The sequence below is a fragment of the Paenibacillus sp. IITD108 genome (genome assembly GCF_036541265.1).
In the GTDB taxonomy this organism is placed as follows: Bacteria; Bacillota; Bacilli; order Paenibacillales; family Paenibacillaceae; genus Pristimantibacillus.
Genome location: NZ_JAZHCT010000010.1, coordinates 1 through 26,906 on the forward strand (window position 1 = coordinate 1; position 26,906 = coordinate 26,906).

Annotated in this window: 21 protein-coding genes; 16 read left to right on the plus strand and 5 right to left on the minus strand. The window is 46.8% G+C overall.

The genetic code is table 11. The features are described 5' to 3' along the window. Nucleotides 1-134: 134 nt before the first annotated feature. From V1L65_RS10845 to V1L65_RS10855, 3 genes are read right to left on the minus strand one after another with little or no spacing between them, the layout of a single operon-like run. A complete protein-coding gene (locus V1L65_RS10845; RefSeq protein WP_331699163.1) occupies nucleotides 135-1,967 on the minus strand; it encodes a CotH kinase family protein in 1,833 nt (610 codons plus the stop codon). Between the two features lie 16 nt (nucleotides 1,968-1,983). Next, the gene (locus tag V1L65_RS10850; RefSeq protein WP_331699164.1) at nucleotides 1,984-2,688 is read right to left on the minus strand and encodes a DUF4956 domain-containing protein; all 705 of its coding nucleotides are present in this window, start codon (nucleotides 2,686-2,688) and stop codon (nucleotides 1,984-1,986) included. A gap of 1 nt (nucleotide 2,689) precedes the next feature. Continuing rightward, nucleotides 2,690-3,403, minus strand: coding sequence for a polyphosphate polymerase domain-containing protein (locus tag V1L65_RS10855; RefSeq protein WP_331699165.1), 714 nt, complete (start codon nucleotides 3,401-3,403; stop codon nucleotides 2,690-2,692). A gap of 185 nt (nucleotides 3,404-3,588) precedes the next feature. On the opposite strand from V1L65_RS10855, the gene V1L65_RS10860 reads away from it, so the two are divergent. Continuing rightward, on the plus strand, nucleotides 3,589-4,830 hold the full coding sequence (locus tag V1L65_RS10860; RefSeq protein ID WP_331699166.1) for a purple acid phosphatase family protein: 1,242 nt from the start codon (nucleotides 3,589-3,591) through the stop codon (nucleotides 4,828-4,830). 34 nt (nucleotides 4,831-4,864) lie between these two features. Here V1L65_RS10860 and V1L65_RS10865 read toward each other — a convergent pair whose 3' ends face one another. Further along, the gene (locus tag V1L65_RS10865) at nucleotides 4,865-6,430 is read right to left on the minus strand and encodes a sensor histidine kinase (protein ID WP_331699167.1); all 1,566 of its coding nucleotides are present in this window, start codon (nucleotides 6,428-6,430) and stop codon (nucleotides 4,865-4,867) included. Continuing rightward, entirely contained in the window at nucleotides 6,427-7,104 is a 678-nt protein-coding gene (locus V1L65_RS10870; protein WP_331699168.1) for a response regulator transcription factor, read from the minus strand. Before V1L65_RS10870 ends, V1L65_RS10865 begins: the two co-directional genes overlap by 4 nt. 177 nt (nucleotides 7,105-7,281) lie before the next feature. Between V1L65_RS10870 and V1L65_RS10875 the strand changes: the two genes are divergently transcribed. The 15 genes from V1L65_RS10875 to V1L65_RS10945 all read left to right on the plus strand — a co-directional run bounded on the left by V1L65_RS10875 (nucleotide 7,282) and on the right by V1L65_RS10945 (nucleotide 26,900). After that, a complete protein-coding gene (locus V1L65_RS10875) occupies nucleotides 7,282-8,550 on the plus strand; it encodes a DUF445 domain-containing protein (RefSeq protein ID WP_331699169.1) in 1,269 nt (422 codons plus the stop codon). Between the two features lie 4 nt (nucleotides 8,551-8,554). Then, nucleotides 8,555-9,916, plus strand: coding sequence for a DUF445 domain-containing protein (locus V1L65_RS10880; RefSeq protein WP_331699170.1), 1,362 nt, complete (start codon nucleotides 8,555-8,557; stop codon nucleotides 9,914-9,916). Nucleotides 9,917-9,923: 7 nt separating this feature from the next. Next, entirely contained in the window at nucleotides 9,924-10,301 is a 378-nt protein-coding gene (locus tag V1L65_RS10885; RefSeq protein ID WP_331699171.1) for an S-layer homology domain-containing protein, read from the plus strand. Between the two features lie 167 nt (nucleotides 10,302-10,468). Next, entirely contained in the window at nucleotides 10,469-11,458 is a 990-nt protein-coding gene (locus tag V1L65_RS10890) for a phosphotransferase enzyme family protein (RefSeq protein WP_331699172.1), read from the plus strand. 206 nt (nucleotides 11,459-11,664) lie between these two features. Continuing rightward, complete coding sequence (locus V1L65_RS10895) at nucleotides 11,665-12,426, plus strand: IclR family transcriptional regulator (RefSeq protein ID WP_331699173.1); 762 nt, start codon at nucleotides 11,665-11,667, stop codon at nucleotides 12,424-12,426. A 556-nt stretch (nucleotides 12,427-12,982) separates the two neighbouring features. After that, nucleotides 12,983-13,858 carry a fumarylacetoacetate hydrolase family protein gene (locus tag V1L65_RS10900; protein WP_331699175.1) on the plus strand — a complete coding sequence of 292 codons (876 nt, stop codon included), beginning with the start codon at nucleotides 12,983-12,985 and terminating at the stop codon, nucleotides 13,856-13,858. A gap of 84 nt (nucleotides 13,859-13,942) precedes the next feature. Further along, the gene (gene gucD / locus V1L65_RS10905) at nucleotides 13,943-15,397 is read left to right on the plus strand and encodes an alpha-ketoglutaric semialdehyde dehydrogenase GucD (protein WP_331699176.1); all 1,455 of its coding nucleotides are present in this window, start codon (nucleotides 13,943-13,945) and stop codon (nucleotides 15,395-15,397) included. Between the two features lie 11 nt (nucleotides 15,398-15,408). After that, nucleotides 15,409-17,412, plus strand: coding sequence for a YjhG/YagF family D-xylonate dehydratase (locus V1L65_RS10910; protein WP_331699177.1), 2,004 nt, complete (start codon nucleotides 15,409-15,411; stop codon nucleotides 17,410-17,412). 9 nt (nucleotides 17,413-17,421) lie between these two features. Next, complete coding sequence (locus V1L65_RS10915) at nucleotides 17,422-18,987, plus strand: glycoside hydrolase family 43 protein (protein ID WP_331699178.1); 1,566 nt, start codon at nucleotides 17,422-17,424, stop codon at nucleotides 18,985-18,987. A gap of 102 nt (nucleotides 18,988-19,089) precedes the next feature. Further along, entirely contained in the window at nucleotides 19,090-20,838 is a 1,749-nt protein-coding gene (locus V1L65_RS10920) for a cache domain-containing sensor histidine kinase (protein ID WP_331699179.1), read from the plus strand. Beyond that, nucleotides 20,831-22,429: a response regulator gene (locus V1L65_RS10925; protein ID WP_331699180.1), complete on the plus strand. Its 1,599-nt coding sequence runs from the start codon at nucleotides 20,831-20,833 to the stop codon at nucleotides 22,427-22,429. Before V1L65_RS10920 ends, V1L65_RS10925 begins: the two co-directional genes overlap by 8 nt. Nucleotides 22,430-22,537: 108 nt before the next feature. Continuing rightward, the gene (locus V1L65_RS10930) at nucleotides 22,538-23,863 is read left to right on the plus strand and encodes an ABC transporter substrate-binding protein (protein ID WP_331699181.1); all 1,326 of its coding nucleotides are present in this window, start codon (nucleotides 22,538-22,540) and stop codon (nucleotides 23,861-23,863) included. 96 nt (nucleotides 23,864-23,959) lie between these two features. Continuing rightward, a complete protein-coding gene (locus V1L65_RS10935; RefSeq protein ID WP_331699182.1) occupies nucleotides 23,960-24,880 on the plus strand; it encodes a carbohydrate ABC transporter permease in 921 nt (306 codons plus the stop codon). Further along, nucleotides 24,880-25,719, plus strand: coding sequence for a carbohydrate ABC transporter permease (locus V1L65_RS10940; protein ID WP_432499611.1), 840 nt, complete (start codon nucleotides 24,880-24,882; stop codon nucleotides 25,717-25,719). Before V1L65_RS10935 ends, V1L65_RS10940 begins: the two co-directional genes overlap by 1 nt. A gap of 29 nt (nucleotides 25,720-25,748) precedes the next feature. Beyond that, nucleotides 25,749-26,900, plus strand: coding sequence for a Gfo/Idh/MocA family protein (locus tag V1L65_RS10945; RefSeq protein WP_331699183.1), 1,152 nt, complete (start codon nucleotides 25,749-25,751; stop codon nucleotides 26,898-26,900). The last annotated feature ends 6 nt before the right edge of the window (nucleotides 26,901-26,906 follow it).

The following is a 26,906-nucleotide window of genomic DNA, read 5'->3' on the forward strand; positions in this document are numbered from 1 at the left end:
CTTTTTCTGAAAATATAGGAAAGTATAAGTTTTCACCTTATACCTGTTCCTATATTTCAACGGTAAACGCGCCTCCTTCGTTTTAGCGAAGGACGGCGGAGCCGTTTATCCTTGGCGGTTGAATTTATTCATCATTAAACTTTTCTTCGATGATAGAATAGTACGACTAATAAAGAAACAATCAATAACGCGGCTGCACTGCCAAATATAATCAGCTCATGCTCAGCGTTAACATTTTTTGCCGCTTGTTGTCCGTCTCTTCCCGGAAAGCCGCCCATGCCGCCCATTCCCCCAGGAAACTCCATGTTAAAGCCGCCGCCGTTATTTTGCCGGTCGTTCATAAATTGCTCGAAACCCTCCGGCGGGTTTGCCGGATCAAATGCCGGCATTCCATTGTTATCAACAGGAAAGCCAGGATTCTCATTCATTTGATCATTGCCTGTATTGGCCCCCGGGTTAGGGGGGAATTGCCTATTCTGTCCGTTTTCTGCATTGGCGCCGGGGTTAACGTTCATCTGTCCGGCAGGCCTATTGCCGCCATTTCTGCCGCCCATGCCGTCACCAAAGCCGCCATTCATGCCTCCGCCCATACCGCCGCCAAAGCCGCCACCCATGCCTCCGCCGCTGCCTGAGCCGTCACCAGAAGAAGGGGCGCTGCCGTCAAGCTGCGCCGCAATGAGCGTTACTTGCGATTCATTAAATGATTTCAGCTGATCAATGCCTTCCACATACTGATCATAGGTGAAAAAGGCGGTCGGATCATCCTTTACATACGAATCAATAAGGGCTGCCAGCTCATCTACTCGTTTGTCAAATGTATCGCTTGCCAAGTAACCATTAATAATTGACGATAAAATTTCGTGGTACTGCTCTTTGTACTGCTCGTTGCCAAGCAGGATGCTAACGAGCGGGCGGTCCGCTACCGCTCCTGTCGTAGGCTCATCGATAAGTAAATTATTCGATCTACCGAAGCCGCCGAATGACATATTGAAATCCCAAGGCAATATTGTGAATTGTCCTTTATTTTCATACAAATAGTAATTATGCTTGAAATTGCCTTGATAGCTGTCCATATTGCTTGCTGCTATATTGAGTGCAATGTAGGATAGCGCACCTGTCACATTAAGTGAGTCTTCAAAATCAGATGCTGTATTAAGCTGCTCCAGCATGCTGAGCAGCTTGCTGTGATCCGTCCCTTTGGACTTCACATCGAATCCGGAGTAAGTATCGATATTGTCTGTATTTAACCAGCTGAGCTCGCTTCCGTTTCCGCCATTGGCTTTGTACAAGGCTCCATAGGCATTGCCAAAGTTTCTTTCCAGATAGGCGTTACCGATTTGTTCAACAGCAAGATACAAGCCCCACAGCTCATTATTGAAGTATATTTGCACAAAAGAATATTTGGGAGTTGGCAGCCCTAACTGCTCTGCCAGCTCGTAGGTTAAATATTCGCGCAATGAGGACGAATCGCTGAAGTTATTGTTCAAATTGATTTTAGTAATTCCGCCTATCGTTTGATTGACATATTCATCAAAGCTTAGCTTGAAGCTGTAACGATCAGTATTTTGATCATTTACGATACTCCGGAGTGAGGAATTGCCTTTGGTGCGAATAGCAATATTGTCAAAGACCATCCCGTTATATTCAACGGATGCTTGCTTGAATTGCTCATCGACGGCATTATCAAGCATATCCTGAAAGCTTGCTTCATCGATCGTAATATTGACTTTTACAACTTTATCTTTAGGAAACACTTGTTCATCAAGCAGCTTTTCATTGCTGGTTTTAGACTGGCTGCTTAATCCTATGGCGCCAGAAGTTACGCTGTTTGAGCGCTCAACAGTAGAACAGCCAGCACTGCATAGCAGCACGAGCAGTGCCGCCATAGCCGTAATGAAAGCTTTTTTTACCGAAAAACGCTTTGTCCTCAAATAAGGACGCGCATTGCATCTGCTTGTTGTCAGCATTATGCGCTACCTCCCTTTACGAAACATAGTCGCCGTTGTAGCTGATCAGTGTCGCATTGCGAATGCCAGGCTGCTGAGTGAGCTGGTTGATAAATTGGCCGCTTTTATCGCGCAATCTAATTTCAAGAGTCAGCTCGATATTGTTCGCAGTCACATTTTTTTGCTTCACATTATAACGTTTAATGGAAGAGGCCATATGTTTATGGAGCTGTTCCTCGGACTGGTCATCCATGCAATTAATAACGAGCAAATAAGGTGTATCCTTGCTTCCGCCTTTAACGAAGAAAAATAAAATAAGTCCAACGATCGCCGAGCCGATCATTGCCAGCGAATAGAAACCTGCTCCAGTGACGATTCCAACAGCTGCGGCCCAAAAAAGAAATATTAAATCAGTCGGATCTTTGATCGGTGTACGGAAACGGACGATGGACAATGCGCCGACCATACCTAGTGACAGAATTAGATTTGAATTAACGGCTAGTATGACAATTGCGGTAATCATGGTCATGCCAATTAACGATATGTTAAAGCTTTTGGAGTATAAAATGCCGCTGAATATTTTGCGATACAAGAAATAGATAAAAAGCCCAATTAGAAAGGCGACTCCAAGCGTGACCACAATTTGTGATATGCTTATAGTTGATCCAAAATTTTCAAGAACAGAATTTTTAATAATATCCGTAAAACTGGTCGATGTAGTGTTCGTGCTTGTGTTTGCCATGTTATTGATCCTCCCAAGTGTTTTGTTTTAACCATTTGCGGCATATGACATATTTGGATGCGGCCTGTCTGATTAAGCCTTCAAGCTGAAGCGAGCTGCGAATAACTTCGGGTAAGTATTCGTCATATTTCACTTCCATAATGATGCTGCCATTATCCAGGACAGGAACGGTCGGCGCTGACTGATCAAATAGCTGCAAATTATGCTGGCCGGAGCGCAGGTTTTTATCAAATGTAATGCGCACGTTTCCGTTGCTGCAAATAAAAGGCTCTCGCACATAATCGACGATTACCTTTGGCCTAAGCAGCTTATGCTCGGCCAAATAGTATATTTCCTGCAGCAGCGGCTTATTTTGCTCGAGCAGCGGTTTATAATCTCCGTAAATTAGTGAGTTGTAAAGTTGTCTCGTCAGCGGCTCTTTCAGCTTTGCAATATAATCTTGTTTTTTAATTTTTTTTTCAAAATGAATGACCTGATCGCTGAAATTGTAAATTCTTATTCGGTATTTCGCCCGGTCGCTAATCCCGCCCTGCTTGTCATGCAGCGCGCTGTTGCTGACATCGTCGAAGTACAAGCTTCGAATATGATACTGGCCGTCAGGACCGGCATGTTTATCATGCTCTAGCAGTTTGCTAAGGCGCTGCCGCAGTATATGATAATGGTGCTGCCCGATTAGATATTTCAATTCATGCCGAAATTTCAAGCTTTGTTTCATTTGTTTGCACCTCAGCTTTCTATATTGGATTGATTCGGTTGATAATTGTAATTGTAGAAGAGCGAGCTTATTTTAAAGTGAATCGAAACTGAAAGATTGCTGAATATCCTTTACAATTGCTTTACATTTGCTTGCAGTGAAGAGCATGATACATTTAATATTTACAATAGAAAGAGGGGGATGCTATGTCAGGCATCAAGCGGTGGATCGCCATCGCTGGCGCAGTTTTTTTAACCATTGCCGTCCTTGCAGGGGTATTTATCTATCATGCATTGCAGCAGCAAAGGCCGCACTCGATTGTGACTACTTTTCGGGGAGACCCGCATACATCCCGCGCCTTTACTTGGCAAAGCCCGGCAGGGGATAGCAAGGCTGTTCTTCAGTTGGTAAAGGCAGACGGGAAAAAATCAGATTGGTCGGATGAACGGGTGATAACTGTTGACGCCCAAACGACGGTCATGAGCGATGATAATGGTGCTTCTTACCGTATTCATAAAGCTGAAGCCAGCGGGCTTGAAGCGGGAACCATGTATCAGTACAGGGTAGGCGATGGAACAAAATGGGGATGGAGCAAGACAAGCAGCTTCCGAACTGAAGCAGAGCATACTGAGGCCTTTACCTTTATTAATGTAACAGATTCACAAGGAGAGACGGAGCAGCACTTCAATATTTGGAAGGACACGCTGGATCAAGCGTTCAAACAGTTTCCACAGGCGGAGTTTATCGTCCATAATGGCGATTTTGTCGAGTACCCAGAGGATACTGACGCTTGGAAGCTGCTGTTGAATAAGGCAAGTGAGTGGATAACTAGTGTGCCGCTGATGCCGGTAACTGGCAATCATGATGAGGTCAAAGGTGATGCGAAAGAGTTTTCAGCGCGATTTTTTGTACCGGACAATGGGGCAAGCAAGTCCAATCCGGGAACAACCTATTCCTTTCAATACGGATCAGCATTATTTATTATGCTGAACACAGAATCGAACAAAAAGGAGCAAACCCGCTGGCTTGAAGAACAGCTTGCCGCAAATACGAAGGAATGGATCATCGTGTCGATGCATAAAGGGCCTTATGGGGGAAAGCCAAATGAGAATATACAGGATTGGGTAGAGTTGTTTGATCAATATAAAGTTGATCTTGTGCTGCAAGGGCATAATCATGAATATGCAAGATCATTCCCAATGCGGGACGGCAAGGTAGTCGCTAACAGCGGTGAAATAGTTTCTGGCAGAGAAGGGACCGTGTATGTGGTCACTAATGCGGCTGGAGCAAAGCTGAACAAAAAGAAAGAGGATCAGTTTTACCATCAGGTACATTTTCAAAATGGCGAGGCTATGTTTGCCGGTATTACAATTGAAGGTGACTCGCTCGTTTACAGCGCCCATAATCGCAGTGGTCGATTGTTGGACCGATTTGGGCTGCGGCATTAGCATACATCAATATATTAAAAAGACTGCTGATTGCTCAGCAGTCTGATAGGATCGGCAGCTGAATAATAAATTCGCTGCCTTTTTTGTTTTGTTTTTCAGTAGGGTTGGCTTCATTCTCTCCGTACTGTAATGCAGACCGACCAGTTGTATTATTTCCAATGGCCCCTTCGGGCGGGCTTACAGCCCGGATTGTACCTTTGTACGACTCGACGATGGATTTGCTTATGGCAAGGCCAAGTCCGAAGCCGCCCTTCAAGCGGCTGCGTGATGCTTCACTGCGATAGAAGCGCTCGAATAGATGCGGCAAATGCTCCGTGGGGATTCCGCTGCCGTTATCCTCCATACGGATAATAGCATGCTGACGCTCTGTGTAAAGGACAAGCTTGATGACTCCTTCTACCTCATCAGTATGCTGTACAGCATTTTGAAATAAATTGAGCAGCACTTGCTTCAACTGATCAGCTTCGGCATATACGGCAGCAGGCTGATAGATGTTAAGCTCCACCTTGCGATTGCCTGCCAGTAATTGCAGTTGCGGCAGCAGCTCGGATAAGAGTTTGTCAATATGCACGGGCGACAGCTGCAGCTTCGGTGATTGATCGAGCTTAGCCAGCGTAAGCAATTCCTCAACCAGCCTTATAATTCGCTGTGATTCCCCCTTCATGCTCGTAAGCGCGCTTTGCAATTGCTGCGGGTTTGAAGCTGCTCCGCGGAGCAGCACATCGATAAAGCCATGTATGGATGTAAGCGGCGTACGCAGCTCATGTGAAGCATCAGCAATAAATTGGCGCATTCTGTCGGTCATCTCCCGCTCTGCTTCGAAGGCTTGATCGAGCCTTTGAAGCATGCCATTAAATGCTTCCGACAGCGTATCAATTTCTTGCTGGCCTTGATGCACGGGAAGCCGTACAGTCAAGTTGCCGGCGTCGGTTTTTTCTGCAGCGGCAACGATCCGGGATAACGGTGCTAGTGCACGGTAAAGTGTGATCGCATATAGGATTGCGGCGCAAAGCAGCGCAGCTAGAGCAAGCACGGTATAGATCGATAGCTGGGTAAGCAGCAGCTTGTCCAGCGAGGCCGTGTGGAAACCGACCTGTATAACTCCTTGCGGTGCTTCAGGCGGACCGGCGATACGAAGTACGAGCAGCTGTTGCTCAGAGCCGGAGCCCGTTTCTATATAATAGGGTTTTTCTTTTTTGTCCATTTGTTCATTTATAATCTTGCTATAACGTTCATTTGACAACTGTAGAGGGTCAACAGCATCGTGCTGAGAAAGCGTAACAGCTTCACCATTGAGCGAGATGTACATCAAAGTCAAATCCGGTTGAAACAACAGCGGTACGAAGGGTGTGTTTCTAGGCGGATATTGTGTATTGTTTTTTGGAGGCTGCATATTGCCTGCTGCGCGCTGCAACAATGCAGGATCAGGCGGTAAGCTCATGAGCTGAGTTTGCAGCGACTCTGCTTTATTCCGATAGACAAAGTCTTTCATAAAAAAGTATTGCAGCAATCCAACGGCTAATAGCACACATGCGAGCAGCAGCAGGGAGGATTGAGCGAGCCGGCGGCGCAAGGAGCGGGGGAATAGGCGCATCTTCATAAGTCTAACCGGTAGCCGGCACCGCGCAAAGTGCGTATTAATCGATGATCAGCATCCTGCAGCTTGTCGCGCAATGAACGAATATAAACCTCTACAATATTGTAGTCCCCGCCAAATTGATAATTCCAGACATGATCAAGAATAGATGACTTGCTAAGTACAACGCCATTATTCAGCACAAAATATTGCAGCAGCTTATATTCCGTAGGCGATAGCTCAAGCTGTTGATTGTTGTAGGTAATTTCGTTGCGCTTCCCGTCAATCCGGAAGGGCCCAATCTCCACAATGTCAAGCAGGTGCGGAAACTGGTTGCGGATTCTGGCGCCAATACGTGCGAGCAGCTCGGTAAAGCTGAATGGCTTTACCATATAATCATCAGCACCGATATTCAATCCTTTTACGCGGTCTTCAATTTCATCCTTAGCTGTGAGCATAATAATGGCTATCTGGCTATCCTGCGACCTTAGCGCATTGCAAATCGCAAAGCCGTCCATGCCAGGCATCATAATATCCAGAATAACGATATGCGGCTTAAATTGCTTGGCGGCTTCAAGTGCAGCCGGGCCATTGTTGGCAATAAAAGTTTCATAGCCTTCGTTAGTCAGGCCTAATTCAAGAAATTGCGTAATGCTCGTTTCGTCATCTGCAATTAAAATTTTAATAGTCCCATTCATTGCTTGCGTCCTCCTTATAGATATGATCAAAAGTATAGAGCACAGGCTGTCATGATTGCAATTAAATCGATTTACGTTATAAAAGTGGATGCGCTATGCTAAAAAGGTTACTATATAGATAAATGGTCATTTACAGGAATTATATGACAAACAGCCTAAGAGATTGGAGCTCCAGACATGTCGAAAGAAAATATTCGAAAAGGCGCCAATACAGCCTTGGCCGTATCCGGAGCAGGGATATTAGCAGCATTTCCATTTCAGAACACCTTTGCAGGCGGTTTATTATTTTCAGCATGCAGCGCGGCAGTCATTGGCGGGCTTGCAGATTCATTTGCTGTGTCCGCTCTTTTCGGAGAACCGCTGTGCATCCGTTGGCCTAGCTGGATGGGTACTAGAATTATTGCTAAAAATAGAGACAGGTTAATAAAAGAGCTTGTCCATATGGTCGAGCATGAATTGCTGACAGTAGACAATATACGTTTGAAGCTGGGAGAGCTATCCTTCTCCTCGATGGCTCGGGCTTATCTTGAGCAGGGCGGGGAAGAAGAGCTTAGCCGTATTGCCCAAAAGCTGGTTACGGAATTTGTTGCCAGGGCGGATATTAAAAAGCTGTCTGCTGATCTGGAGGAATTACTGTTTAATCATGCGGATGCCATATCGTTATCTGATCTGCTTGCTGACATCGCACACTGGTCTATTAAGCATAATTATGATAGCGAGCTGATTGCTTTTTTAGCCAAGCAGCTGCAGCAAGCTGCGCATTCGTCTACATTTCGGACAATATTAGAGAAGCTGATTCATTCTGCGATTAAATCGTACGAAGGAGATAAGTTCAGAAGACGCTTGTTAGACTATGCTGCAGGACTTAATAGTGAATTCATTACGGACAAGGTTCAACAGTGGCTAATTCAATATTTGGATAAAGCGTCAAAGCCAGTGCAATATGAGCATCAGCTGCTTAGGCAGCAAATACAGAGCCTGGAGCTGCGGCTGAGGCATGATCATGACTTTCGGAAAAAGGTTGAAGAGGGCAAGCTCACAGCTGTAAAGGCTATTCATCAAAATAAACAACTTGCGACACTGCTGGAGAAATTAATTATTTCCCTTCAAGGGCAGCTTACAGACAGCTTTATAACAGGAGAGACATCTGTACTATACAGCAAGAGCAGGCAGTGGCTGGCAGCTTGGCGCAGCAACGAATCGAAACAAGCGGATTTCGATCAGATGATTAAACAATATGTGCTGCGAATAATCGAGCAAAAGCATGCAATTATAGGAAGGACAGTGGAAGAAGGGCTGAATAAGTTTTCTGAGCAGCAGCTGATTGATTTAGTAAAAGAAAAGGCAGGCAAGGATTTGCAGTTTATCCGGTTAAATGGAATTGTAGTAGGCGCTTTAATCGGTTGTGTCATTTATTTAAGCACATTTTGGATTGGGGTGAAATAATCCCATGACAATGAGAACGAGAGCTAATGTAAGCTTGGCGTTGCTGGCAGTATTGTTTTTCCCGGCACTTTATTTGGTAAAGCATTATTCGTCCGAGTGGTGGCCGTCGTTGCTGCTGTATACGATCGAAGCCGGTTTAATCGGCGCATTAGCGGATTGGTTTGCGGTAACGGTGCTGTTTCGTCATCCGCTAGGGATGAAATGGGTGCCTCACACTGCTATCATACCGCGCAATCGCACAAAATTAATTGATGGCATCGTCATGATGGTCGAGGGACAGCTGCTTGGCAAGCAGATGCTGCTGGATAAGGTGCGCCAACTGAATATCGTTCAGACGCTGATTCGCTGGGGAGATCAGGAGCAGACACGCAAGCAATGGAGCGAGAAGCTCTGGCAGCTGCTGCTTAGCGTAAGCTCGAAACATAAAACCTCAGAGCTTGCTTCCAAGCTAGATACAGCCGCCCGCAGCAAAATAAAAGAGCAGGATCTTTCCTTTATGATTGGTAAGCTGATGCGCTACTTATTGGAAAAACAGTATATGGACAGCATATTGAATCAGCTGCTCTCAGTTGTAAGTAAGCAGCTTGAAACGGAAGAAACAAAGGTGAGGATATATGAGCTGCTGCAGGCAGAGAAGGAGAAATTCTCCAATTCCGGCGGCGGAGCAATGCGCTGGCTGAAGCAAAAGCTGATTCAATTTGCAGAATCGTCCGATGCTGTAAATTTGGAAGAAGCAGCTAATACTTTATACCGCGATTTGCATGCATTTTTGCACGAGCTGCAATCGCCGGAGCATGAGCTGCGCCAATACATTTATAAAACGCTGTATGATTTGTCGTCGCAATTGGAAGACGATATTGATGTGCGGGCGGCAGTTGAAGAGTGGAAAAATGAACTGCTGGAGCAAATATCGCTGCAGCCCTCCTTCGAAGCTATGCTTAGCGCGGTTTATTATTTACTGCATCAGGATACTGAAGCCTTAATGAGGCCACTGCATAAAGAAGCTGATTCTGAGAGACACACGATTAGCAAAAATGAGCTGCAGCGCTGGCTGCAATGGCTGATTACAACATTTTGGCGAGGCTTTCGCAGCGATAAAGAGCTGCAGCAGCAGCTGGAAACATATATCCAGCAGCTTATCGTCAAGCTGATTGAGGCGGAGCATGAGCAAATCGGCCTTATCGTCAGACGCACCTTGGATGATTTTTCTGAGGAACGCCTGGTCGAGTTTATCGAGAGCAAGGTCGATACTGATTTGCAGCGCATCAGGTTGAATGGCGCATTGATTGGCGCTGCGGCAGGTGCGATCATCTACTGCTTTTTGTACGGGATCTATAGTCCTCTGCTGGGATGGGCAGCTGGATGACAGGAAAGTGGATGGCGGCGAGCGGGTCCCATTCAAGGACACAGCATCCCATTGGGCGAAGTCTTCTATTAATCTTGCAGTCGCAAACGGCATTATTCAAGGTTATGGCCTGACCTTCGGGCCTGAGGACGCTCTGACAAGAGAGCAGATGGCCGTCATATTAGCGAAGGCGCTAAACCTGACGCTCGATGTCGACGCTGTGGAATTCCGGGATAATGCGAAAATGTCTTCATGGGCAGTTTCATCCATTGCGGCTGTTGTGTCAGGCGGTATAATGGACGGCTATCCGGGAGGAGCATTCAAGCCGCGGTCGGCCGCTACCCGGGCGGAGGTTGCTGCTGTACTTGTAAAGCTGCTTCTGCTGCTGCCATCGCGGGACAAGTAGCAGGCGCAGTCGCTGCATCGTATATGAAAAAAACTCTGGAGCGGCCTTTCGGAAGAAGGGCCGTTTTTTTTAAAAAAATTAACCGGCAGGAAAACACAAAACTTGGAGGTAATATAGGACTTAATAAGGAATATAGTACCTATCCGATAAAATTAGGAGACGATTAAATGGACACTTTATTAAGCGAGACGTTGGTCTTTGATGACATAATAAAAACAGTTCATCGTTTATTCAATTTGAATGTTCTTAATTCTACTCCAATAAAGCGTGGCTGGTTAAACTTAAAATGGAAGATCACTACTGATTCAGGGCAACAATTTTTACTTAAACAATACAACAAAGAAAGATTTAAACGATTTAATCAGGAGGAACTATTGTTTGCTTTCTCTCAACAGGTTAGATTGAACGGCCAGGGACTTGCTTGCCCTAATTTGTTATCACATAATGACACTATTTTATTAAGATCTGATAACGAAGAAATTTTCATAGTGATGGAATATTGTCATGGGAAAATAATTGCACCAGGTAAAAGTAATGTCCATCAAATATACGACTTAGGTCGAGCAACAGGAAAAATGCATCGTTTGCTAAATGACGGGACACTTGGAATTAAGAAAAACCCGAAATTTATTCCTCCAAACCGTGAGGATCGTTTAGCACATTGGAATTTAGTTCTGGAAAAGACAAAGGAGTCTGATAAATTTCATTTGATTGCTGATGTCGAAACTCAAAGTATAGTAACTGAACAAATGGATTTAGAAGTACTTGAATCACTTCGATTAGGATGGGCACACCGTGATCTTTGGGTCGATAATCTTTTATTTGAGGATAGTCGATTGACTGTTATTTTAGATTTTGACCGGCTAAGCTATGATTATCCGCAACTTGATGTAGCTCGTGCTGTTATATCGTGTGCCCTAGATGATCATTTAGATGTCTCCTTAGCCTCAGCATTTATGGAAGGGTACAGCGAGGAATGCATCGTGATGGAGGGCTATTTAACAAATTCATTACGTTTGTTATGGTATATGGAAAGTACGTGGTGGATAAATGCTCAAATGGATCACCACAGTGTACCGCCAGCACGCTTTGCAAAAGAAATGATTTGGCTTGCCGAAAATTATAAAAACATACCCTCTATTTTGAGCAATATATGAAGCATGAATTGAACGACTGACAGCCATGATTTAATATTTCATTGTTTATACATATTGTTTTATCCTGTGCCGCCGCACATTCACGGTTTTATTTTGTTATAGACAGCACCGCGGTCGTTTGCTATGATCTAGTTGAATAGTTGATTTTTGAGAACATGGTTTTATAATATAAAACTATTAGAAGGGAGTGTACATACTATTTAATTATGCCCATTATACAAGCGCTGGATCGCGCACTTAAAATTGTCGATCTGTTCGACGATCAGCATATGGAATTAAAGCTTTCCGAAATATGCGCAGCTATGAATCTGCACAAAAGTACCGTGCATTCACTGCTTAAAACGCTGCAGCTTCATCAATATATTGATCAGGATGAGCAAAGCGGAAAGTACAGGCTAGGCATGAGGTTTGTAGAGAAGGGGCAGCTGCTGCTGCAAAACTTTGATATTCGAGATATAGCACGGAATCATCTTCGCTCCTTGTCCGCTGCAACGGGACAAACGACACATTTGGTCATTCTTGACGGCAAGGAAGGCATATACATTGATAAGGTAGAGGGGCAGAAGGCGGCAATCAGGTATTCTCGCGTTGGCAAGAGAGTGCCGCTGCACAGCAGCGCTGTCGGCAAGGTGCTTACAGCATTCCGCTCCTCCGAGGAGCAGCAGTCCATGCTGAAGGATTACAAGTTTTCACAGCATACAGACAAAACGCTCGGCACGCTTTCAGCCTTCGAACATGAACTGGAGCTTGTAAAGCTGCAAGGGTATGCGATTGATAATGAAGAGAATGAGCCGGGCGTTCGTTGTGTCGCTGCTCCGATCATCAATCACTCCGGCCAAGTTATCGCAGCCTTGAGTCTGTCAACGATGGTCGCCCATGTTGACGATCATGAGCTGAAGCAGCTTACTCAGCTCGTATGCGAGGAGACAGCAGCCATTTCTAAACAGCTGGGCTATAGATTGAAATAGAGGGATATTGCTCTCCGTGGACCCTTTCTTGCTTGCGAATGGTTTCCCAAAATGAAACGATATGGTCACACGTTCCGTTATTTGCCTTAAAACCGCTATTTATTTTATTTCGCGGTCACACATTCCGCTATTCGACTCTATGTGGGGGTTTAACTTCGATTTATTGATCAATAGCGGAACGACTGTCACTTTGCCGCCTCAAAACTGCGATTTTGGGTGTAATAACGGAACGACTGACCAGCTAGTGAAGCAGCTGATCATTGTGGAACGGGTAACAAGTAACCGAAAGGGAATAGTATAGCGACCAAGTTTGGGCGAGGGATTATTCCAGCTCTATTCTTGTCCCTGTTACCTCCTATTATTGGTTACCTGCGTTAGTCCAAAATGAATCAACACGCTCCTGACAGCCATTACAATTTGCAGGAGTAGTTTTTCAACAGCCTGATGTTAGCAATGATGTTAGTAATGATAGTAGCATTTGGTCTATTTTTACACTAAATGCTGCAATAATATGAGAACAAAGTTTTATAATATAAAACTTAAAGGAGCTAGACAGATGAAAATTATTCGTTATCGCCATCAAGAAGCAGCACAATTAGCAGCTGTAACCGAAGAGGGAAAGATTTATCCGCTAATAGACGCAGATTTTATGGCGCTTCTCGAGCGTGCTGAGCAAGCAGGCATTACACCGCTGCAAGCGGTAGAAGCAGCAATAAGCAAGGCTCAGCCGATTGCCGAATGCATGGAGCAGTTGGAGCTGCTCGTTCCTATTGAAGCGCCGGAGGTTTGGGCGGCTGGCGTTACTTATGCGCGCAGTAAAGAGGCTAGAAATTACGAGGCGACCGGCGGAAAGCTGGATGCGCTTACGTTTTACGACAAGGTGTACGACGCTGAGCGTCCAGAGCTGTTTATGAAATCAACAGCAGCGCGGACGGTTGGTCCAAGTGATCATGTATGTCTCCGCAATGATTCCAAATGGCAGGTGCCGGAGCCAGAGCTGAGCCTGGTCGTGAACACTAAGGGAGATATCGTCGGTTATACAGTCGGCAATGATATGAGCTGCAGAGATATTGAAGGGGAAAATCCACTCTATTTGCCGCAAGCAAAAATGTGGAAAAGATCATGCTCGATCGGTCCGGCAATCCGTTTGGCTGAAACCGTTCAAGACCCTTACAAGCTGGATATTAACCTGCGCATTTACAGGAATGGGGAAAAGGTTGTCGATGAATCAGCCAGTACAGGGCAATTAAAGCGTAAATATGACGAGCTCGTTTCCTTCCTGCTGCGGGACAATGAGATATTTAACGGGACGGTTCTTATGACAGGCACTTGTATAGTTCCTCCTAATCAGTTCAGCCTGGAGGGCGGAGACCGCATTGAGATCGAGATTTCTGAAATAGGAACTCTAGTTAACACTGCAGCATGGGCTTGATGATACAAGCTATGAATTGAAAGATTCAAATGACAGATAGGGTTTAAGAGAAAGGTATAATAATATTTGAGAGGATGCGTTAAAATGAACGAACGACATGTTAAAAACTATATGAATGGACAGTGGAGAAGCGCAGACAGCAATGAGACGCTGACAAGTATTAACCCTGCTAATCGAAATGAAATCATAGGCTATATTCCAAGCTCAGGCAAATCAGATTTGAATGCCGCAGTGCAGGCTTCCAAGGAAGCAAGATTGGGCTGGAAAAAGCTTTCTGGCTCGCAGCGCGGTGATTTTCTGTTCCGTGCAGCTGATATTATGCAGAGCCGTGTGGATGAAATCGGCGAAATCATGACGAGGGAAATGGGCAAAACATTGCCTGAGGCGAAGGGAGAAACGTTACGGGGCATCGCTATTTTACGCTATTATGCTGGAGAAGGGATGCGCAAGGTTGGCGATGTTATTCCTTCCACTGATGCAGATGCCTTCATGTATACAACGCGCATGCCGCTTGGCTCCGTGGGTGTTATCTCACCTTGGAACTTCCCGGTAGCGATTCCGATCTGGAAAATAGCTCCCGCACTAATTTATGGAAATACGGTTGTATGGAAGCCTGCTACTGAAACTGCCGTAACCGCAGCTAAAATCATGGAATGCTTCCATGATGCAGGCTTGCCGGCCGGCGTATTGAACATGATTATTGGCAGCGGCTCTGTTATCGGCCAAGGCATTGCCGAGCATGAAGATATAAATGGCATTACATTTACTGGATCCAATAACGTCGGCAAGGCGGTAGGCCAGGCTGCACTGGCGCGCGGCGCCAAGTACCAGCTTGAGATGGGCGGCAAAAATCCTATCATTATTGCGGCTGATGCAAATCTCGACCTTGCCGTCGATGCGACGATAAGCGGAGGACTTCGTTCGACAGGACAAAAATGTACAGCAACAAGCCGTGTCATTGTCGTGAAAGAGATTTATGAGCAGTTCAAGGAGAAGCTTGTCGAGCGTGTGAAGGAGCTTAAAGTAGGCGACGGGCTTGACGCTGCTACTTGGATGGGACCTTGCGCCAATGAGAAGCAGATGGAAACGGTGCTGTCTTACATTGAAAAAGGCGTCGCTGAAGGGGCGGTTCTTCTGTACGGCGGCACGCGTCCTGAGAACAGCAGTTTGGATAACGGCTTCTATGTAACGCCTGCTATATTTGATAAAGTTACTTCTTCTATGTCTATCGCACAGGAGGAAATATTTGGACCGGTATTGGCTCTGATCGAGGCTGCAAGCTTTGAAGAGGCAATAGAGATGGCTAATGATACGGAATACGGGCTAAGCGCATCGGTCTATACCCAAAATATCGGAAAGATGCTAACCTTTATTCAAGATATGGAGGCTGGGCTTGTGCGTGTAAATGCGGAGACAGCCGGTGTTGAGCTGCAGGCTCCATTCGGCGGCATGAAGCAGTCAAGCTCGCATTCCAGAGAACAGGGACAGGCAGCCATCGAATTTTTCACTTCAATAAAAACGGTGTTTATTAAGCCATAAGGTGGATCGACATGAATGAAAAAATAGCGGGCATTATGGGAGAAGCTTCAGACAGCATTTATAGCATTTATACGCATGCGTCCGGGCCTGCCGGCGCTTTGCCGCTGACGCCGGAAATGCTTAAAAATTCGCCAAGCGGCGATTTGTTCGGATTGACCCAAAACGTCGGCATGGGCTGGAATCCAGCCCGGCTGCTTGGCAAGCAAGTATTAATACTCGGCACACAAGGCGGAATAAGGGATGAAGCGGGAAATCCAATAGCGCTCGGCTATCATACCGGACACTGGGAGATCGGCCTTCTAATGGAGGCAGCGGCAAAAGAAATAACGAAGAGCGGAGGCATTCCTTTTGCCGGCTATGTGAGCGACCCATGCGACGGGCGCTCGCAAGGCACGACGGGCATGTTCGATTCGCTGCCGTATCGCAACGATGCGGCAGTCGTATTGCGCCGCCTCATACGCTCCTTGCCTCAGCGGGCGGCAGTGCTCGGCGTCGGCACCTGCGACAAGGGACTGCCCGCCATGATGCTTGCGCTTGCTGGCTCGACACAGCTGCCAGGCGTAATCGTACCCGGCGGCGTAACGCTGCCGCCGACGCATGGCGAGGATGCCGGCAAAATTCAAACGATCGGGGCGCGCTATACGCATGGCGAGCTTTCATTGGAGGAGGCGGCTGATCTCGGCTGCAGAGCATGCGCTACCCCGGGCGGCGGCTGCCAATTTCTAGGCACGGCCGGAACCGCCCAAGTTGTAGCGGAAGCGCTGGGCATGACAGTGCCGCATGCAGCGCTCGCGCCTTCCGGGCAGCCGATCTGGGAGGAAATGGCCCGCCAATCAGCCCGCGCTGCACTCTATATGGCTGATGCGGGACTGACGACCGGCCATATCATTACGAAGCAGGCGATTGCTAATGCGATGGCAGTCCACGCCGCTTTTGGCGGATCAACCAATTTGCTGCTGCATATCCCCGCCATTGCACACGCTGCCGGTCTGGCTGTTCCAACAGCTGCAGATTGGGCGGAAGTAAACCGCAGCGTGCCAAGACTGGTCAGCGTACTGCCGAACGGACCTGAGCATCATCCGACAGTAATGGCGTTTTTGGCAGGCGGCGTGCCCGAGGTCATGCTGCATATGCGCAAGCTGGGCGTGCTTGATGAACAGGCGCTTACGGTAACGGGCAGTACGATCGGAGAGACGCTCGATTGGTGGGAGCAGTCCGAGCGCAGATACCGTATGCGCAAGCATTTGCAGGAGCATGAAGGAATTGACCCGGATCGCGTCATCTTTAGTCCAGAGCGTGCCAAGCAAGCAGGGCTAAACTCTACTGTTACGTTCCCTTCCGGCAATATCGCTCCTGAAGGCTCAGTTATTAAATCAACAGCTATCGATCCTTCGAAAGTAGATGCGAATGGCATTTTCCGTCATGTTGGCCGCGCCAAAGTATTTACGACAGAGAAGTCTGCGATCTATGCCATCAAAAATCAAGGCATTGCAGCAGGAGACATCATGGTGCTGATCGGAAGGGGTCCTTCCGGTACTGGAATGGAAGAAACGTATCAGCTTACGTCAGCCCTGAAGCATCTGCCTTTCGGCAAAGAGGTTTCACTTCTGACAGATGCCAGATTTTCAGGTGTGTCTACAGGAGCCTGCATAGGCCATATCGGGCCTGAAGCGCTTGCCGGCGGTCCAATCGGCAAGCTGCGCGACGGGGATTGGATCGATATTTTCATAGATTTGAACAAGCTTGAAGGTCATATTCATCTGGTAGGCTGCGGCGATCAGCCGGAATCGAAGGAAATCGGCGATGGCTTGCTGGCGATGCGTCAGGCTCATCCTGAACTCGCGAAGGACCCGGATCTGCCGGATGATACACGGCTATGGGCAGCTTTGCAGGCTGCCAGCGGCGGTACCTGGAAAGGCTGCGTGTATGATGTCGACCGCATAGTTGAGGTGCTGGAAGCAGGCATGCAGGCGATGGCGGATAAACAAGCAACGACCGAAAATGATGAAAGGTAGGAGAAGGCTATGATCAGCAACCCTATTTTGCGCGGATTTCATCCCGATCCTTCTATTGTTCGTGTAGGCGATGATTATTATATCGCTACGTCCACCTTCGAGTGGTTTCCTGGGGTGCTCATTCATCACTCCAAGGATTTGGTCCATTGGCGGCCGCTTACTACGGTACTGAATCGTGCCTCACAGCTTAATATGGAAGGCAATATCGATTCCGGGGGAGTATGGGCGCCTTGTTTAAGCTATTCTGATGGTATTTTTTATCTCGTATATTCGGATGTAAAGAGCCGGATGGGCGCCTTCAAGGATACGCCAAATTATTTAGTTACGGCTGCGGACATTATGGGTCCCTGGTCAGAGCCGGTATATTTGAACAGCAGCGGCTTCGACCCTTCCTTGTTTCATGACGATGACGGACGCAAATGGCTGGTCAATATGCTGTGGGATCACCGCAAAGGCACGAATTCCTTTGCCGGCACCGTGCTTCAGGAGTATTCTGCCGCTGAACAGCGCCTGATCGGACCGAAAAAAAATATATTCAGGGGTACGGAGCTGCGTCTTACGGAAGGGCCGCATTTGTACAAGCGCAATGGCTATTATTATTTATTGACTGCAGAAGGCGGTACACAGTATGAGCATGCTGTAACGATGGCTCGTGCAGCTTCACTTGAAGGCCCTTATGAGGTGGATCCGAAAAATCCTATTTTAACGTCAGCGGGAAGGCCGGAGCTGCTGCTGCAAAAGGCGGGACATGCTAGTCTTGTAGAAACGCAAACGGGCGAATGGTATATGGTTCATCTTGTCGGCAGACCGACAAGAGAGCGCTTCTGCACGCTCGGCCGTGAAACTGCGATTCAGCGCTGCTATTGGATGGAAGACGGCTGGCTAGCCGTTGAAGGAGAAGGCTCTCCACTTGAGCAGGTGCAGCCGCCGCAGCTTCCTGCCTATCCATTTCCAGTGCAGCCGGAGACGGATCATTTCAATGACGATGCGCTTGGGCTGCAGTGGTGCACGCTGCGTGTGCCAGCTGAGGAGCAATGGCTGAGTCTGACGGAACGGCCCGGCTATTTGCGGCTTCGAGGCCGCGAGTCGATGAGCTCTACGCATCGTCAAAGTCTTGTTGCACGCCGGCAGCAGTCGATGTACTGCGAAGCGGAAACCGAGCTGGAATTTGCCCCTGAGCATTTTCAGCAAATGGCAGGCTTGATTGTCTATTACGATATCCGCGACTATATTTATTTGCGCGTTACTCATCACGAGGAGCTTGGTACCGTCCTTGGACTTATTCAGTCCATTAATGGCGTTTACAATGAGCTGCTTGAGCAGGATATACCGATTGGCAGCGGCCCATTAGGTTTGAAGTTGAAAATCAATCGCGATCAAGCGAGCTTTATGTACAAAGAGCAAGGCAAGCAATGGCAGCCTGTCGGGCCTTCGCTCGATATCGTGCATCTATCGGATGAATGCTCCGATTACATTCGGTTTACGGGCACCTTTATCGGCATTTGCGCTCAGGATTTAAGCGGCGAAATGAAGCATGCCGATTTTGACTATTTTCGCTATTCAGAATTGGATTAGCACCATATGGAGTTGTTTCGCATGCAGCCGCGCTGCCGCGGGACAGCTCCCCTTTTCGTTATGGTATAATAAGCCGATATTTGCATCAGGCGGTGAAGCATCTTGCTGAAAAATCTTAAAATTAAAGAAAAGTTTTTTGTTATTCAATGTATTATGATGCTAATTGTGTGCGCAGTTACGCTCGCTGCCTTCCATACGATTGCAGAGAGCTATGAAAGCCAGATTTATGCGGAATCGGCAGAGATTTTGCAGCTTGCTTCTAAAACGATCGACAATGAGATGAAAAAGGTAGAGAAGCTGTCGTTTCAAATTAGTACGGATTCGCGGATCCAGCAATATTTGAGCGAAAGGCTTGATGAAAATGCTACGTACGAAAGCTTTAAAAATAAAGAAAACCTGGCCAACAGACTGCTGCTGTTTATGCATCAGGAAAACTACATTTCGTCATTGCGGATCGTAGATTCCCGCGGGGCTGCCGTCAATACCGTATTGTACAGCATTGCTGATCCGCCTGAGGATATGGAGCAGGTCGCTATTGCCGGGCAAGGTGAAAACAGGTGGATATACGGTGCGCCGGAATCGCAGCATTTAATTGCGGTCAGGCAAATAAAAGGAATGGAAAATTTAAATTTGGAGCATTACGGAGTGCTGATGGCCTGGATTGATATGGGCAAGCTGGTCAAGCAGCAGCTGGATTTATCGGGCAGCAAGCTGTTTTTTGTCGCCCAGCAGGACCGGTTTGTTTATTCCTCGCAGCAGGGCTTTTTTGAGGAAAGGCAGTTCCCTTTCCATCATAGCAATAAAGGCTACACGATCGAGGAAATTGCCGGAGCCAAATATTTGGTTTCCTACTTAAAATCTGAAAGCAATGATGAATTGACCTACTATAATATATTGCCGTATGAATCCATTGCCCAAAAAACGGAAGAGCTGCGCTCACTCGTTACGATACTGTTTGTTGCCTTGTTTGTGATCGTTATAATTGCAACCCGTATAACAGCCCACAGCATAACGAAACCGCTTGCAGCGCTTACTGAAAAAATTAAAATGGTGCAGCGGGGGAGCTTTGATGTCCCAGATACGCATCATTCCTTTGCAAATATGGATGAGACCGGGCAATTGCATCGTAACTTTAGAATTATGCTGGAAAAAATAAACGAGCTGTTCAAAGAAAATTATCAGAAGCAGATTGTTATCAAAGAAACGGAATATAAGGCGCTTGAAGCGCAAATCAATCCCCATTTTCTATACAATACGCTCGATACGATCAACTGGATGGCGCACATCAATAAGCAATCACAAATCGCTGAAATGGTGGAAGCGCTGGGACAAATGTTCCGCAGTATTATAAGCAAGAAAAAACAGCTGATTACGCTGGAAGAAGAGCTGCAAATTGTGAAGGATTATATTACCATTCAGCGCCATCGCTTCAACGAAAGATTAATATTTAAGCTCAAAGCAGATCAAGAGGCTATGCAGGCATTAATACCTAAGCTGACGATTCAGCCTTTGGTCGAAAACGCCATTCAGCATGCGCTCGAAATGATGAGCGAGCCGTGCACGATTGAGGTAGCTGTCCAGCTGCTTAGCCCGCCAGCTGACGATTTTTCAGTACGGGAAATCAAAATTTTGATCCGGGATAACGGTTCAGGCATGGAGCAGGAAGTGCTGCAAGGGCTGCGAAATGGAGAGGTGCGCTCAAAAAAAGCGGGCATTGGCATGTCCAATATTAACGAGCGTCTGGCCATTATGTTCGGCGAGCAATATCAGACGCGAATTGACAGTCAACTAAACAGAGGGACTTCGGTTACGATCATACTTCCCTACAAAGAAGGTGAGCAGGATGCTTAAGGTTTTACTGGTGGATGATGAGAAAACGATACTGCAGGGCATCTCGATGCTGGTTGAATGGGAAAAGCTTGGTACAGCCTTGATTGGCACAGCGATGAATGGAAGTCTGGCTTATGATATGGTGCTGCAGGAGACGCCAGACATTATTATTACAGATATAAAAATGCCGATTATGAACGGCCTGGAGCTGATCAAAAAGGTGAAACATGTTAAACCTAAAGTTAAATTCATTATACTGTCCGGCCATGAGGAATTCGATTTTGCGAAGCAAGCGATGGAATTTGGCGTACAGCACTATTTGCTGAAACCTTGCAATCCGCAAAAAATTTCCACCGTGCTCGACTGTATGACAAAGGAAATTGCCATCGAGCATAAAAAAGAAAGCGACCTGCAGCAAACGATGTATCAGCTTGAAAAAGTGAAGCCGCATGCCGAGGAGCAATTTTTGCGCGAAATGCTGATCAATCGCAGCTATGGCGAGCAGGAATGGGCGGAACATATCCAAATGAATCACCGGTCGAAGGCACCGGAGGCCGTAAAGCTGCTTGTGCTGCAAATTGAGCGGACGAGCGAGCATATGTATTTGTTTGCGCTGAAAAATATATTAGTAGAATTGCTGGAGCGGACAAGCAGCTTTCTGCTCAGCACGTTGCTTGACGGAAAGGTCGTAATTGCAGTAAACGATCAGCAAAATAGCGAGCTTATTCCTGTGCATCAGCAAGCGACGTCAATTTTTGAAGCTTATTACAAGTACAAAGCTTTAGCCGTGATCAGCCGTTCTGGAGCAGTAGGCGAGCTGCGCAGATTGTATAAAGAAGCCGAGCTTTCCTTGAAGCACCATTTCTTCTATGGCGAGGGCAGCGTGATTGCGGAGGAACCGCAAATTCAAGGGGGCAAGCACATCACCGGCGGATCAGTCAGCGAGGCTGAAGATAACAATGCCGCATTGCAGGAGGCAGATTTGAAGCAGCTGGCGGCGGCTGTTCGCAGCGGCGACTTATTGACGGCAACCGGCCTGGTTGAGCAGTCGTTTGCTTCAATGGCAGAGTGCAATTTTTCAATCGAGCAGATCAAGAGAGAAGCGGCAGCGCTGTATATGGCTGTAATCAAGCAAGCTGACGCCAATGAGCAGGAGTCATTGTATAAGCAGATTATGGAGCTGCAGGAGCTTCAGACGCTCGTGGAAATGAAAAGCTGGATAAAGGATGCAGCAGAGCAAATCATTGAGCAGTTTTTTAACGATGACGACAATGCTCACAATGACATTGTGAGAAATATGCTGCGCTACGCTAGAGAAAATATAGCCGATGAATCATTCTCTCTATATAAGCTGGCTAATGAAATGATGTATATGAATGCGGATTATATCGGGAAGCTGTTCCGCCGGCATACCGGCCATCGTTTTAAGTCTTACATCGTCATTATGCGGATGGATCGGGCGAAGAAGCTGATCGATCAGGCAGAGGATATAAAAATGAATGAAATTGCAGAGCAGGTCGGCTTTGGCAACAATCCCAAATACTTTAGCCAGGTGTTTAAAAAGGAGACAGGCTATACCCCTTCCGAATACAAAAAACGCGGGCTGCAATAGACTGTTTTTTTAACCTTTTAGGACGGATTTATGGGTTCTTTACGCGCTGCTCTCATTCTATAATGAGCACAAGCAACATAAAGCAAGCTACTTAGAGGAGGGTATAACGTGTTCAAAAAAAGATGGGGCATCGCGTTAGTATCAGTCATGACAACAGCTGCGATGCTGACAGGCTGCGGAGGCGCCAATACAGGAGGGGCTGGCAGCAGTGCCGAGCCACAGAGCAGCAACAGCGGCAAAGATTCAAATCAAGAAGTCAAGCTTAGTGTAAGCTGGTGGGGATCACAGGCCCGCCATGACGATACGCTCAAAGTAATCAGCATGTATAAAGAGCAAAACAGCCATGTAACAATTGAACCCGAATTTTCAGGCTTTGCTGGATATTGGGAAAAGATGGCTGCGCAAGCGGCAGGAAACAATTTGCCAGACGTCATGAATCAAAACTTCGGCGATTATTTGACGCAGTACACAGAGAGAGGCTTGCTGGCGGATCTGACTCCTTTTATTGAAAGCGGTTTAATAGATGTGTCGCATATTGATGATGCTGTGCTTGATCTTGGCCGCTTAGACGGCAAGCTGGTCGGAATTCCGCTTGGCTTGAATGGCTATGGCACGATCTACGATGCGGAAATGTTCAAAAATGCCGGCGTTCCGGAGCCGGAGCTGGGCTGGACTTGGGCAGATGCTACAGAGGCAGCCAGAAAAATGAAGCAGAATACGCCTTACGGCGTTCATAATATGGAAATCCATAACGTAGCTGAAATCGTGCTTCGCCAGCATGGAGCGCGCATCTTTAATCAGGATGGAACGGCACTTGGCTATGAGGATGACAGCATCATCGAGAACTTGCTGGCGCTTAAGCTGAATTGGATCAAGGAAGGGCTTGCGCCTACGCTTGATGTTAATATGCAGCATGATACACCGGAAAATAAGCTGATCGTGCTTGGCAAGCTGGGCATGGAATTCGGCTGGTCAAGCGGCATCGCGGGCACTTCCGAAAGCGCCAAGCGTCCGCTTAAGCTCGGTCCGCTGCCAAGTGATACAGGAGAGTACGGCGGTTTCCTTCGTCCGGGCATGTTCTTCTCGATTCCGGAAAGCTCGAAAAATAAAGAAGAGGCAGCCAAATTTATCAATTACTTCGTAAATGATCTTGAGGCCGGTAAAGTATTGCGTGCTGATCGCGGCGTTCCTGTCAATTCACAAATTCAAGAAGCGCTGAAGAGCGAAGTGGACGATGCTACTTTGCAGGCGTTTGAATATGTAGAGTTTTTAACAAAGCATGGCGGTCCGATTGACAAAAACCATCCGAAATCAGCAACAGAGGTTATGAATGCGCTGAAAGAGATTGATGAGCAGGTGTTGTATGAAAGAATGACGCCTGCCGAGGGCGCAAAGGAATTTAGAAAGAAAGCGGAGCAAATCTTGTCCAGATAATAACGGAATATGCTGTGCAGCTGCGCCCTGAATTCGTTATGGAATTCAGGGCGCAGCATAATCAGGCGGTGCATAGCTCTAGAAAGCGGTGATCTTATGGCAGCGAGCAATAACATCAAAAAAGTTAAAAGTAGCAAAGGCTATTCCAATTTGTCCGGCTATTTGTTTATTTCTCCTTTTTTAATCGGATTTATTGCGCTTAATGTGTTTCCTATCGGCATGTCCTTATATTTATCCTTTACCAGATATGATCTGCTTGGCGCCCCGGAATGGGTCGGCATGGATAACTTTATTCGAATGTTTACCAATGATGAGAAGTTTTGGACTTCGCTAAAAGTAACCTTTTTTTATGTTTTTACAGCAGTTCCCTTCCGATTATTGTTTGCACTTGGCGTAGCTATGCTGCTGGCGCGGCTTATAAGAGGGGCGGGCTTTTACCGGACGGCTTTGTATTTGCCTTCCATCATAGGCGGCAGTGTTGCCGTTGCGGTCATGTGGAAGCAGCTGTTCGGCAATGAAGGTGCAATTAACGGCATTATGGGCATGCTGGGGCTCCCGACCAGCTCATGGCTCGGCAATCCGGATACGGCAATATGGACGCTCATTTTGCTGTATGGCTGGCAGTTCGGATCAACCATGCTCATTTTTTTAGCGGGGCTAAAAAATATTCCGGTTTCCTTCTACGAAGCAGCCAGTGTGGATGGCGCCAATAAATGGTACCAGTTTACTAGAATAACGATTCCGCTGCTGACGCCGGTTATTTTATTCAATGTCATTATGCAATTAATAAGCGGATTTATGTCCTTTACATCCAGCTTTGTTATAACGAAGGGCGGGCCGCTCGACAGCACACTGCTCTATGTACTTTATATGTATCAGCGCGGCTTCGTTTATTTTGAGATGGGCTATGCATCGGCAATGGCTTGGATCATGCTCATCATTATCGCAATTTTCAGTGCGCTCGTGTTCAAGAGCTCCGCGCATTGGGTGCATTACGAGTCAGGAGGCGACAAGTGATGATTGAAAGCAAAGCGACTAAAATTACTCGTCAAGTGACAGTCTTCATTCTGACAGCCTTTATGCTTTATCCGCTTATATGGATGATCAGCAGCTCGCTTAAGGAAAGCTCGCAGGTGTTTGTTGAAGCACAGTCGTTAATTCCAAAGGGCTGGCACTTTGAAAACTATGTAAACGGCTGGAAAGGCTTTGGCGGCATTACCTTTACTACTTTTTTCTCAAATACATTTTTTGTCGTTATCGTATCTACGATAGGCAGCATTATTTCTTCAACGCTCATTGCATACGGCTTCGCTAGAATCCGTTTTGCTTGGCGTAACGTCTGGTTCGTCTGCATGCTGCTGACGATGATGCTTCCGTTCGAGGTTATTATGATCCCGCAGTACATTATGTTCAACTGGTTCGGCTGGATCAACACTTATTACCCGCTCATACTGCCAACGTTTTTCGGCGTTCCATTTTTTGTGTTTTTGACGATGCAATTTATTCGATCCATTCCGTATGAGCTGGATGAGGCGGCAAGAATTGACGGCTGCAACCGCTTTGAAATTTTTTACCGGATTACGATTCCGCTTATCGTTCCCGCTCTTATGACCTGCGCTATCTTTTCATTTTATTGGAGATGGGATGATTTCATGGGGCCGTTGTTATACTTGAGCTCCCCGACGAAATACACGCTGGCGCTGGCGCTTAAAATGTTCTCGGACCCTGAAGCCGTTACGGATTGGGGCGCATTGTTTGCCATGTCAACGTTAAGCTTATTGCCTGTAACGATCATATTCTTTAGCTTTCAGCGTTATATTGTGGAAGGAATCAGCACGAGCGGCTTGAAGGGTTAATTCTAGAAACATTAATAGGAGGGTGAGCCATGATTAAGGTAGCGATTATTGGACTTGGAGCTATAGCTCCTTCTCATATTAAAGCTTACAAAGAGCTTAATGAGCATTATGAAATTGCAGCGCTATGCGATATTTATTTAGAAAAAGCACAGCAAACGGCAGCGGAGTACGGCTTGAACTGCGAAATATATCAAGATGTTCAACAGCTGTTCGCAAGAGGGGACATTGATCTAGTATCGATTTGTACGCCTCCTTATACGCATGCTGAGCTTGCCATATCGGCGATGAAGGCAGGCCTTCATGTGCTGGTAGAGAAGCCGATGGCCTCCTCGCTGGAGGAATGCGATGCGATGAACCGCACAGCTGCTGAAACAGGCAAGCTATTGTCCGTAGTTGCACAAAACCGCTTCCGAACGCCAATGATGAAGCTAAAGCAGGTGCTTGACAGCCAGCTCATTGGACAGGTTGTCCATGCACAGGTCGATTCCTTCTGGTGGAGGGGGCATAGCTATTACGACCTATGGTGGAGAGGCACCTGGGAAAAAGAAGGCGGTGGCTGCACCCTTAATCATGCTGTGCATCATATTGATATTTTTCAATGGATGAACGGCATGCCGCAAGAAGTAACCGCGCTGATGAGCAATACGTCGCACGATAACGCTGAAGTAGAAGATTTGTCGATTGCCGTATGCCGGTACAACAATGGCAGCATGGCGCAAATTACTAGCTCAGTCGTACATCACGGACAGGAGCAGCAGCTCATTTTTCAAGGGAAAAAGGCCAGAGTGTCCGCACCTTGGAAAGTAAATGCTTCGATTTCGAAGCCAAACGGTTTCCCTGAAGTAAATAATGAACTCGAAGAGAAACTGCAGCAGCTGTACAACAGTTTGCCTGAGCTGCAGTATGAAGGCCACACGGGTCAAATCTATGATATAGCAAGAGCTATTAAAGGCGAGAAGCCATTGCTTGCTGACGGGCAGCAGGGACGGCAAACGGTTGAGCTAATTACAGCTATTTACGAATCAGCCAGCACGGGGCAAGCGGTGAAGCTGCCGCTAGGCAGCAGCAGCTCATTTTACAGCAGAGAAGGAATTATTAAGAACGCCAAATATTTTTATGAGAAAACGAGCAGCGTAACCAGCTTTGCAAGCAATGAAATTACAACGGGTGATGAAAAGTAAGGAGCG

Bases quoted from the DNA above. Each gene is read 5' to 3' on its own strand.
- V1L65_RS10945 (WP_331699183.1), top strand. From the start codon at position 25,749: ATGATTAAGGTAGCGATTATTGGACTTGGAGCTATAGCTCCTTCTCAT.
- V1L65_RS10845 (WP_331699163.1), bottom strand. From the start codon at position 1,967: ATGCTGACAACAAGCAGATGCAATGCGCGTCCTTATTTGAGGACAAAG.
- gucD (WP_331699176.1), top strand. From the start codon at position 13,943: ATGAACGAACGACATGTTAAAAACTATATGAATGGACAGTGGAGAAGC.
- V1L65_RS10890 (WP_331699172.1), top strand. From the start codon at position 10,469: ATGGACACTTTATTAAGCGAGACGTTGGTCTTTGATGACATAATAAAA.
- V1L65_RS10910 (WP_331699177.1), top strand. From the start codon at position 15,409: ATGAATGAAAAAATAGCGGGCATTATGGGAGAAGCTTCAGACAGCATT.
- V1L65_RS10935 (WP_331699182.1), top strand. From the start codon at position 23,960: ATGGCAGCGAGCAATAACATCAAAAAAGTTAAAAGTAGCAAAGGCTAT.
- V1L65_RS10855 (WP_331699165.1), bottom strand. From the start codon at position 3,403: ATGAAACAAAGCTTGAAATTTCGGCATGAATTGAAATATCTAATCGGG.
- V1L65_RS10880 (WP_331699170.1), top strand. From the start codon at position 8,555: ATGACAATGAGAACGAGAGCTAATGTAAGCTTGGCGTTGCTGGCAGTA.
- V1L65_RS10870 (WP_331699168.1), bottom strand. From the start codon at position 7,104: ATGAATGGGACTATTAAAATTTTAATTGCAGATGACGAAACGAGCATT.
- V1L65_RS10865 (WP_331699167.1), bottom strand. From the start codon at position 6,430: ATGAAGATGCGCCTATTCCCCCGCTCCTTGCGCCGCCGGCTCGCTCAA.
- V1L65_RS10915 (WP_331699178.1), top strand. From the start codon at position 17,422: ATGATCAGCAACCCTATTTTGCGCGGATTTCATCCCGATCCTTCTATT.
- V1L65_RS10875 (WP_331699169.1), top strand. From the start codon at position 7,282: ATGTCGAAAGAAAATATTCGAAAAGGCGCCAATACAGCCTTGGCCGTA.
- V1L65_RS10895 (WP_331699173.1), top strand. From the start codon at position 11,665: ATGCCCATTATACAAGCGCTGGATCGCGCACTTAAAATTGTCGATCTG.
- V1L65_RS10925 (WP_331699180.1), top strand. From the start codon at position 20,831: ATGCTTAAGGTTTTACTGGTGGATGATGAGAAAACGATACTGCAGGGC.
- V1L65_RS10860 (WP_331699166.1), top strand. From the start codon at position 3,589: ATGTCAGGCATCAAGCGGTGGATCGCCATCGCTGGCGCAGTTTTTTTA.
- V1L65_RS10940 (WP_432499611.1), top strand. From the start codon at position 24,880: ATGATTGAAAGCAAAGCGACTAAAATTACTCGTCAAGTGACAGTCTTC.
- V1L65_RS10900 (WP_331699175.1), top strand. From the start codon at position 12,983: ATGAAAATTATTCGTTATCGCCATCAAGAAGCAGCACAATTAGCAGCT.
- V1L65_RS10850 (WP_331699164.1), bottom strand. From the start codon at position 2,688: ATGGCAAACACAAGCACGAACACTACATCGACCAGTTTTACGGATATT.